This window comes from Methanococcoides sp. (genome assembly GCF_030594565.1).
Taxonomy (GTDB): domain Archaea; phylum Halobacteriota; class Methanosarcinia; order Methanosarcinales; family Methanosarcinaceae; genus Methanococcoides; species Methanococcoides seepicolus.
Window position 1 is genome coordinate 1 of the sequence record NZ_JAUVEY010000101.1, and the last position, 7,970, is coordinate 7,970.

General features: G+C 44.5%; 8 protein-coding genes. 6 read left to right on the forward strand and 2 right to left on the reverse strand.

The annotated features are described in order from the left end of the window. Positions 1 to 524 precede the first annotated feature (524 nt). A complete protein-coding gene (locus QAS77_RS08700; RefSeq protein ID WP_305064977.1) occupies positions 525 to 1,649 on the reverse strand; it encodes an ISH3 family transposase in 1,125 nt (374 codons plus the stop codon). A 382-nt stretch (positions 1,650 to 2,031) separates the two neighbouring features. On the opposite strand from QAS77_RS08700, the gene QAS77_RS08705 reads away from it, so the two are divergent. The 3 genes from QAS77_RS08705 (at position 2,032) to QAS77_RS08715 (ending at position 4,068) form a co-directional block, all read left to right on the forward strand. Further along, positions 2,032 to 2,364 carry a hypothetical protein gene (locus tag QAS77_RS08705; RefSeq protein WP_305064979.1) on the forward strand — a complete coding sequence of 111 codons (333 nt, stop codon included), beginning with the start codon at positions 2,032 to 2,034 and terminating at the stop codon, positions 2,362 to 2,364. Continuing rightward, a complete protein-coding gene (locus QAS77_RS08710) occupies positions 2,361 to 3,188 on the forward strand; it encodes a TIM barrel protein (RefSeq protein WP_305064981.1) in 828 nt (275 codons plus the stop codon). The genes QAS77_RS08705 and QAS77_RS08710 overlap by 4 nt, the downstream gene beginning before the upstream one ends. A 250-nt stretch (positions 3,189 to 3,438) precedes the next feature. Further along, a complete protein-coding gene (locus QAS77_RS08715) occupies positions 3,439 to 4,068 on the forward strand; it encodes a PGF-pre-PGF domain-containing protein (protein WP_305064982.1) in 630 nt (209 codons plus the stop codon). A gap of 478 nt (positions 4,069 to 4,546) precedes the next feature. Here the strand turns inward: QAS77_RS08715 and QAS77_RS08720 are convergent, their stop codons facing one another. Next, entirely contained in the window at positions 4,547 to 5,116 is a 570-nt protein-coding gene (locus tag QAS77_RS08720; protein ID WP_250866906.1) for a GMP synthase subunit A, read from the reverse strand. 180 nt (positions 5,117 to 5,296) lie between these two features. On the opposite strand from QAS77_RS08720, the gene QAS77_RS08725 reads away from it, so the two are divergent. The 3 genes from QAS77_RS08725 to aroD are packed head-to-tail and all read left to right on the forward strand — an operon-like array spanning position 5,297 to position 7,963. Then, the gene (locus tag QAS77_RS08725) at positions 5,297 to 6,094 is read left to right on the forward strand and encodes a 2-amino-3,7-dideoxy-D-threo-hept-6-ulosonate synthase (RefSeq protein ID WP_250866869.1); all 798 of its coding nucleotides are present in this window, start codon (positions 5,297 to 5,299) and stop codon (positions 6,092 to 6,094) included. Positions 6,095 to 6,115: 21 nt separating this feature from the next. Next, the gene (locus tag QAS77_RS08730; RefSeq protein ID WP_305064984.1) at positions 6,116 to 7,258 is read left to right on the forward strand and encodes a 3-dehydroquinate synthase II; all 1,143 of its coding nucleotides are present in this window, start codon (positions 6,116 to 6,118) and stop codon (positions 7,256 to 7,258) included. Positions 7,259 to 7,261: 3 nt separating this feature from the next. Continuing rightward, positions 7,262 to 7,963, forward strand: a complete 702-nt coding sequence (gene aroD / locus QAS77_RS08735) for a type I 3-dehydroquinate dehydratase (protein ID WP_305064985.1) — start codon at positions 7,262 to 7,264, stop codon at positions 7,961 to 7,963. Positions 7,964 to 7,970: the final 7 nt, after the last annotated feature.

Here is a 7,970-nt window from a genome sequence, read left to right on the forward strand (position 1 = left end):
GCATGGGGGCTTAACTATTCGAGGATCAAGGCCGATACCTCATCCGAAGACTATGCCAGGGCCATGTTCTGATCTTGGAGTTTATGTCAGCGGAGAGGTCATTGTGGTGGATGGCTGTCAGATGATGTGATCGTGATCGGCATCAGACTGTCATCGATGTCACATCTTTTCATAAATAGGTTTCAAGATTAAATCGTGATAGAAAATAGAAGAGAACTCAGAGATCAAATGATCAGTGAGAAAAGAAAATCATGTGAAAGAATCTAAGAAGTGGGCAAAGAGGTGTTCAATGCAGGAAAAGTGGTGCTTACTAAGGTCCACAACAACATTGGTACACCAACAAATAATCACGATCTGACGCATTCCCATCCCAGCTCTCGCAAGGAGTCTCCTGCGTTAAGTAAGATGAACAACATATTTAAAATCGGTAATGACAATGATATCTAATAGAGATAAAGTAACTTCAGTAGTTCGCTAATTTCAGTACTTCGCTAATATTCTATCTCCTCCATAATAACCCCAATTTAGCTACAACATTCAATTGTTAATCTAACCCTCAACTTCTTTCTTACCCATTCCATAACAAAATGAATGAACATATCAAACCTAAACATATCGTATTCAATTACCTGCGGTCCTCTTTTAACTCTCGTGAAGTGCCTTCTTTGTAATGTTACCCACGTATTTTTGAGAAGAAAAGAAACCAACGTATAGAAATATCGGAACATGGGATTTTTAGAAGATGTCTTTGGCTTTACAATATTTCTCATCCTGTAGGATGCCTCAATAGCAAATCTTTTCCTGTAGGTCGTACTTACTTTTCTAGGATCCCAATCAGTACCGTAAACAACAAATCCAAAGTTTTCACAGCCCGTTTCCCCTCGATTTCCCTTCTTATATTTAACGTCAATAACGACATCGAGTTTAACATTTCCCTCAGCACCTTTCATGACATATGTGTCATAACGCTTTTTTCTACCCATTAGAACCGTTTTGATTTTTCTCCCTCTTTTGACAACAGGAATAATATGGGGAATCTCTTTTTCCTGTAAAAAAGCAAAAACTTTAGATGAATAGAATTCCCGATCTAAACAAAGGACGTTGACCTTGAAATTAAGTTCATCAATCCGTTTTATAAAACAGTTAATATAATCAGTCTTTAATTTCCCATTTTCGACAGGCAGCACAGAGATTGTAAATCTTTTATTCTTGTTAATAATGTAAAGTGATACATAGGAATAGAACGTGTTCGTTGATTTTTTAGCCTGTCCTCTGATAAGGTACTTTTTGTTTTCTTTATCCCTTTTTCCATAGTATGGATCGTTTGTATAATCGATAGCAAAGTCATATTTTTGGTTTTGGTTGAGAGTTCCAAGTGCTGTTTGCATGAGTATTTTTGCATTTGATTCAATGAGTTGATCCATACTCATTTTTTTCAAATGATACCTTATTGATGTTTCGCAAGGCGTCTCAAGATACTGTTTATTTATTGAATGTGCGGATTTTTTATCAACTGCCATACCCAGAACAGTGTGAAATAGGTCTTTACAGGTAAGTGAGCCATTTATAGGAATGTGAATGTTGTCGAGAAGAGGTTGCAAAGCGTTTTTTGTACATTCATATGGAGTTAGTTGTAATCGAGAAAACATGGGGTAGCGGCATTATTCGCATATAAATATGCTGGTAGGTAATGGGGTTATGTGGATTCAGATAAAATTAGCGAACTACTGAATATAGATAAGTATTGCTATGAATTCACAATATCAGTCCGACAAGTGAATACCAATGATGCTGCTTAATGACGATTCTGAAATACAGATCAGCATAATTTGAAGTACAGATATACACGTGTTTTTATATAGCAGACTGAGCGGAAGCCAATGCCCTTATGAATGATTTCAGATGCGAGATACGTCATCTTAAAATGTATGAAAAAACACGCAAATGTACACTAAATGCATTCCCACATACACAACGATACACATCCCAAAAAAAGACACGATTTTATATCAGTCTGCCGTACAATAATTCATGGGACGAGAATTTTCAGACAGGGATAAAGAGATCTTCAACAAGCTTGCACCTGAGAACGGCGGTACGCACATGTCCCCCATGGGACACCCATATCCGTTCATTTTGAGACCCATATCCCACAAGTTCGTGGAAGACTCGGATGATTTCAGGGAACGGCTTGAGAGACTTACCGGGGAAGAGCTTGACTACCTTGTAGGCCTTGCCTTGGAAGGGGAAGAGGACATCAGGTCCCTTGAGGATGAGGACGTGGACACGTTCTTCGAGCTTGTGGAAGAGAAGGTCTTAGAGGAGCGGGCAAAGGAGCTGCGCCTCCATCTGGGGATGGCATGAAGCAACTGCTCTTCGGGACCGCAGGGGCCCCCCTAAGCTCAAAGAAGAAAGGCTCCATTGAGGGGATCAAGCGGGTAAGGGAGATTGGGCTTGACTGCATGGAACTGGAATTCGTGCGAGGGGTTCGCATGAAAGAAGAGACCGCTGCAAATGTCCGGCAGACCGCCGAGGAAGAGAACGTGGCCCTCAGTGTGCATGCCCCTTATTACATCAACCTCAACTCCGCCGATGCAGAGAAGATCGAGGCCAGTATAGAGCGTATATATCAGTCCGCACGTATCGGGGCTCTCTGTGGAGCATCATCCATCGTATTCCATCCTGCCTATTACCAGGGCCAGAGCAGCGAAAAGGTGATGGAGAAGGTCACCGTGCTGCTCGAAGGTCTTACTTCAAGGCTCGCTGACGAGGGCATCGATGTGGTGCTTCGCCCGGAGATCACCGGCAAAGCGACCCAGTTCGGCAGTCTGGAGGAGACCCTTATGATGGCATCAGCCATCGAGGGGGTAATGCCCTGCATAGACTTCTCCCATCTGCACGCACGCAGCTGCGGAGAGTATAATACCATGGAAGAGTTTAGAAGCGTTCTTGAGAGCGTGGAAAATACCCTGGGAAGGGGTGGGCTGGATAACATGCATTGCCATGTCTCCGGCATAGCCTATGGGGATAAGGGGGAGAAGAACCACCTGGTGCTTAGTGAGTCGGACCTTAACTATATGGATCTCATGGCAGTATTCCAGGAGTTCGACATAAAGGGGCTTGTGATATGTGAAAGCCCGAATCTTGAAGAGGATGCCCTTCTTTTGAAAAGCACCTTCGTAAACTGAGATCCATGGGAACGGTAACCAAAGGATAAACGGGTCTTTATGAGAATTTAAAAAACTTCCGGTCGTAACCGTTATTTACTAACAGAAGGAAACTTAAACATAAGAAGATTTTATAAAAGGAAGTTCTGTGACACAACGCAGAACATTTCGAGAGGGTGGTATTTATGAGCAGATTATGCACTGGAATAACGTTAGTTTTGTCCCTATTGATCACATTGTCATTCATAACAGTGGCATTTGCAGATATACCATGAATGACGAATACATACTGGAAATAAGCATTGATGAGAACCACGTCAGTTTTGCCGATCATAATGGCACGGCAGAAGGCAACTGGATCGCCTTAAGCGGCGGAACAGCCAAAAGCGTACCCGTCACCATAGAGGTCCTTAAACAAACATCAGAACTTGTAAAAGAAACACCCGAAGGGACTGTTTACAAGAACCTGAACATATGGGTAGGCTACGAAGGATTCTCCATCCCAAAAAACATAAAGGACGCAATACTGGAATTCAATGTAAATACCGCATGGCTTGAAGAGAACAACATCGAACCCCACAGGGTCTTCATGAAGTATTACAACTCTGAAACCGATAAATGGGAAACCGTCCCGACAACATATATTGAGACCCTTGATGGTATTGCCTACTATCAGGCAACTCTGGACTCATCCTCACCCTTTGCCATTGTAGGAATGGAAGACAAGGACACCCAGAAGAGCATTTATGACCTCGACACAGAGACAGACCATTCGTATCAGGATAATTCAAGCTCGATCAAAAAAACGATGTTCACCTCCAATTTGATCACCCTTATCGCAGGAGTGATAATTTTAGCAGGAACATTAGTGTCCTACAGAAAGAACCGTAACAAAGAGTGAATCCCACTCTTTGTCTTTTTTCTCATTAACATCGACCGGACAATTATAACGTCCTGCAAACGATATCAATCATAGCCCATCCCTTGTACGAACCATATTGAAGTGTGATATCTTTGCTCATTCGATCGCGAACCGGATCCGTTCTTTGAACCCTAACACCGGAAATAAAGATAAAATAAATTCAGTCACCCATTCAATATTGAAGGGTTTTCCTTTTTCATTGACATCTTGCCACACCCCATTGCAGAAAAGAGATGTAGATCAAATAAGGAACAAAAAAAGAAGAGCATAAGGTTTACTCATCCCTTCATCCCGTGGACAGGAACATGATAGCAAGTATTGCCATCATTGACAATGCAATTGGAGCTCAGGGACATTCTCACTAATAGCCATGAACGGACCTTAACTGAAAAGAAAGGCCTAAAAGCTAAATATCATACAGGTAGAAATGGAAAAATAATATGAGCCCATGAAAAGCTCAGTAATTCTCACAGACCTCAAAGAAGTTCATGAACAACTCTTCCCCTTTATGGGTATGAGCAACCTCAGGATGCCACTGCACCCCATAGATAGGCCTCTCTTCATGACGCATTGCCTCGATCTCACAGACATCTGAACGGGCGAGATGAATGAACTCATCAGGAAGTACTGTGACCTCATCCGCATGAGAAGCCCACACAGAGGTCCTCGGACCAAGTCCTTTCAGTATATCATCCTCTTCGATCACCTCAATGTCGATGGCTGCATATCCACCAAGCTCACCTGCACCGGTCTGTCCGCCAAAGGTCCTGGCTATAAGCTGGTGTCCGAGGCATATACCAAGAATAGGAATGTCAATGCTCTCCACATATTCCTGACAGAGGCCAACACGTTCCATGGAAGGACCACCACTAAGAATGATGCCATCCGGCTCTTCATCAAGGATATCCTCTACGGAAGTGGTGTTAGCCACGATCTTCGTATCCATATCAAGGTCACGCACCGTACGATGAATAAGGTGACAGAACTGGCCATAGTTGTTGATAACAAGGATCTTTAATTCTCTCATGATGAAAATCACACCGTTAAGGTCAATACTCGCAGTATTGATGAATCTATATATAAGACTATTCCACATTTCAAAAGGAAACAAATAACAAAGTTTAAATATTAATCCGTGCTAGTATGTCACATAGTAACACGGTGAAGATACATACCGATATTAACCAAATAACAGAGAGTGATATATATGGCAGAGATAGGAAAAAGGATACGAATTGAAAGAATTATGCACAGAGACAGCAGGAACATGGTCATCATCCCAATGGACCACGGCATGTCCGATGGACCTATCAGAGGAGTGATAGACATCGCAGATTCCATCAATAAAGTAGCTGAAGGCGGAGCTAATGCCATCCTCATGCAAAAAGGAATGGTCTACCATGGCCACAGGGGATACGGCCACGATGTAGGTCTCATAGTCCACATGAGTGCATCCACATCCCTTGGACCTGACCCCAATGACAAGGTCCTCGTCTGCAAGGTGGAGGAAGCAATGAAAATGGGCGCTGATGCGGTTTCCATCCATGTGAACATAGGCTCAGAAACAGAAGCAGAACAACTCAAGAAGCTCGGATCCGTTGCAGAACAATGTGACGAATGGGGCATACCTCTGCTCTCAATGATGTACCCCAGAGGAAAGAACATAACAAATCCTCATGACCCACAGATGGTGGCTCATGCAGCAAGAGTAGGTGCAGAGCTAGGTTCCGATGTTATCAAGACGGTCTACACCGGAGATGTGGACAGTTTCAGAGAAGTTGTCGATGGTTGTCCCGTACCAGTGGTCATTGCAGGCGGACCAAAAACAGAGACCGACCAGGAATTCCTGGAAATGATCAGCGGAGCCATGGAAGCAGGTGCAAGAGGAGTTGCTATTGGCAGGAATGTATTCCAGCACCCTGACCCCATAAAGATGACAAATGCTATCACGCAGATCGTCCACCACAAGATGAGTGTCGAAGAGGCACTACAAACACTTAAATGATAAACTCCAATGGCGTATAATATGAAGGACAAGACAATTTGGATAAAGGCCGATAAAGGCCACTGGGAAGCTCACAAGGACAGAATAACAACAGGACTTGAGTCCGGTGCCAATTGTGTGCTCGTGAACTCTGACGAAGTGGAAAAAGTAAGGGAACTTGGCGACATACAGGTCGCTGCATTTGCCTATGACGACAAGTCCGGTGCTGACATAATTGTCGTTGGAAAGGGCGGAGAAGGAGATGGAACAAAACCATTGTCCCCTGACCCCATTGGTTCCCTGGACATGGTCACTGCGATCCGATTGAAAGAAAAGGGATTGACCGTCGGAGCCTACGTAGTGATACAGAACAAGAAATACGAAGAATTTGCCGCAGAGATAGGCAAAGAATGTGATTTCCTTATCATAGTCGGTACTGACTGGAAGGTCATCCCCCTTGAGAACCTCATTGCCGGACTTCAGGATAGCAATGTGAAGATCATTGCCGGCGTACGTGACCAGGATGAAGCAAAACTTGCCCTTGAGACCATGGAGCATGGCTCAGAAGGTGTCCTGCTTGACTCCGATGACCCCAATGCCATCAAAGCCACCGTTGCAGTAGCAGAAAGTTCAGGTATCGAGGACCTTAAACTTGTTCCCGGAAAGGTCACAAAGGTCGAAGCTGTGGGAATGGGAGATCGCGTCTGTGTGGATACCTGCAACATGATGGTCAAAGGCGAGGGAATGCTTGTGGGTTCACAGGCAAGCGGAATGTTCCTGGTACATTCAGAATCCGAAGAAAGCCCGTACGTTGCATCCCGTCCGTTCCGTGTCAATGCCGGAGCAGTTCATGCTTACGTAAAAGTGGGAGACAGGACCAGATATCTTTCCGAGCTCAGCTCCGGTGACGAGGTCACCATTGTCAATGCCGAGGGAAAACAGCGAACCGGTGTTGTAGGCAGGGTCAAGATCGAAAGACGTCCGCTCATGCTCGTAGAAGCCGAAGTAAATGGGGAGGTCATAAAGAACATCCTCCAGAACGCCGAGACCATCAAACTGGTGGACATAAACGGAGAACCCATCTCTGTGGCCGACCTGAAACCCGGAGATGAAGTAATGGTCTACTATGAAGGCGGAGCAAGGCATTTCGGAATGAAGGTAGAAGAAACGATAATCGAGAAATGAGCAATGTTGAAAATAGGGAAGTTCGATCTGGAAGAAAGGGCAGCTATCGTCGCTGCCATCAGCAACGAACCTTTACAACAGTCCGGGACCGCAGCCGAACATGGTGCAGACATCCTCGAGATAAGGTTCGACCTGCTTGGGATAACTACCCCCAAAGAGGCTGCAGACCTGTTGAGAACGGTCAAAGATAAGACCAGCCTCCCATGTATTGCAACCAATAGGTTACGAACCCAGGGCGGAAATTGGGAAGGTACGGAAGAGAGCAGAATTGCCCTATTGGAAGATATCATGCATCTTACAGATGCCGTGGATATCGAGCTTGAAACAGATGAACATCTCAGGGACAGGATAGTCAAAAAAGCAAAAGAGGAAAAGAAGACCGTAATAATATCCTCGCATGATTTTGAAAGAACGCCTGACAAAGCCACACTGAAGAGCATCCTTGACCACTCCCACAACGCAGGTGCCGATATTGCAAAACTTGCAGTGATGCCTGAGAATATGCAGGATGTACTGGACCTGCTGGAAGTGACACTGGAAGTAGACGATGTCTGCACAATATCCATGGGACAGATGGGAAAACACACTCGCATCATTGCCCCCCTATATGGCTCAAAGCTTACCTATGCAAGCGTATCCGATGCAGTGGCACCAGGGCAATTGAAAGTGGAAGACCTGAAAAAAGCAATGGAGATGGTGGAATGAAGAAGGT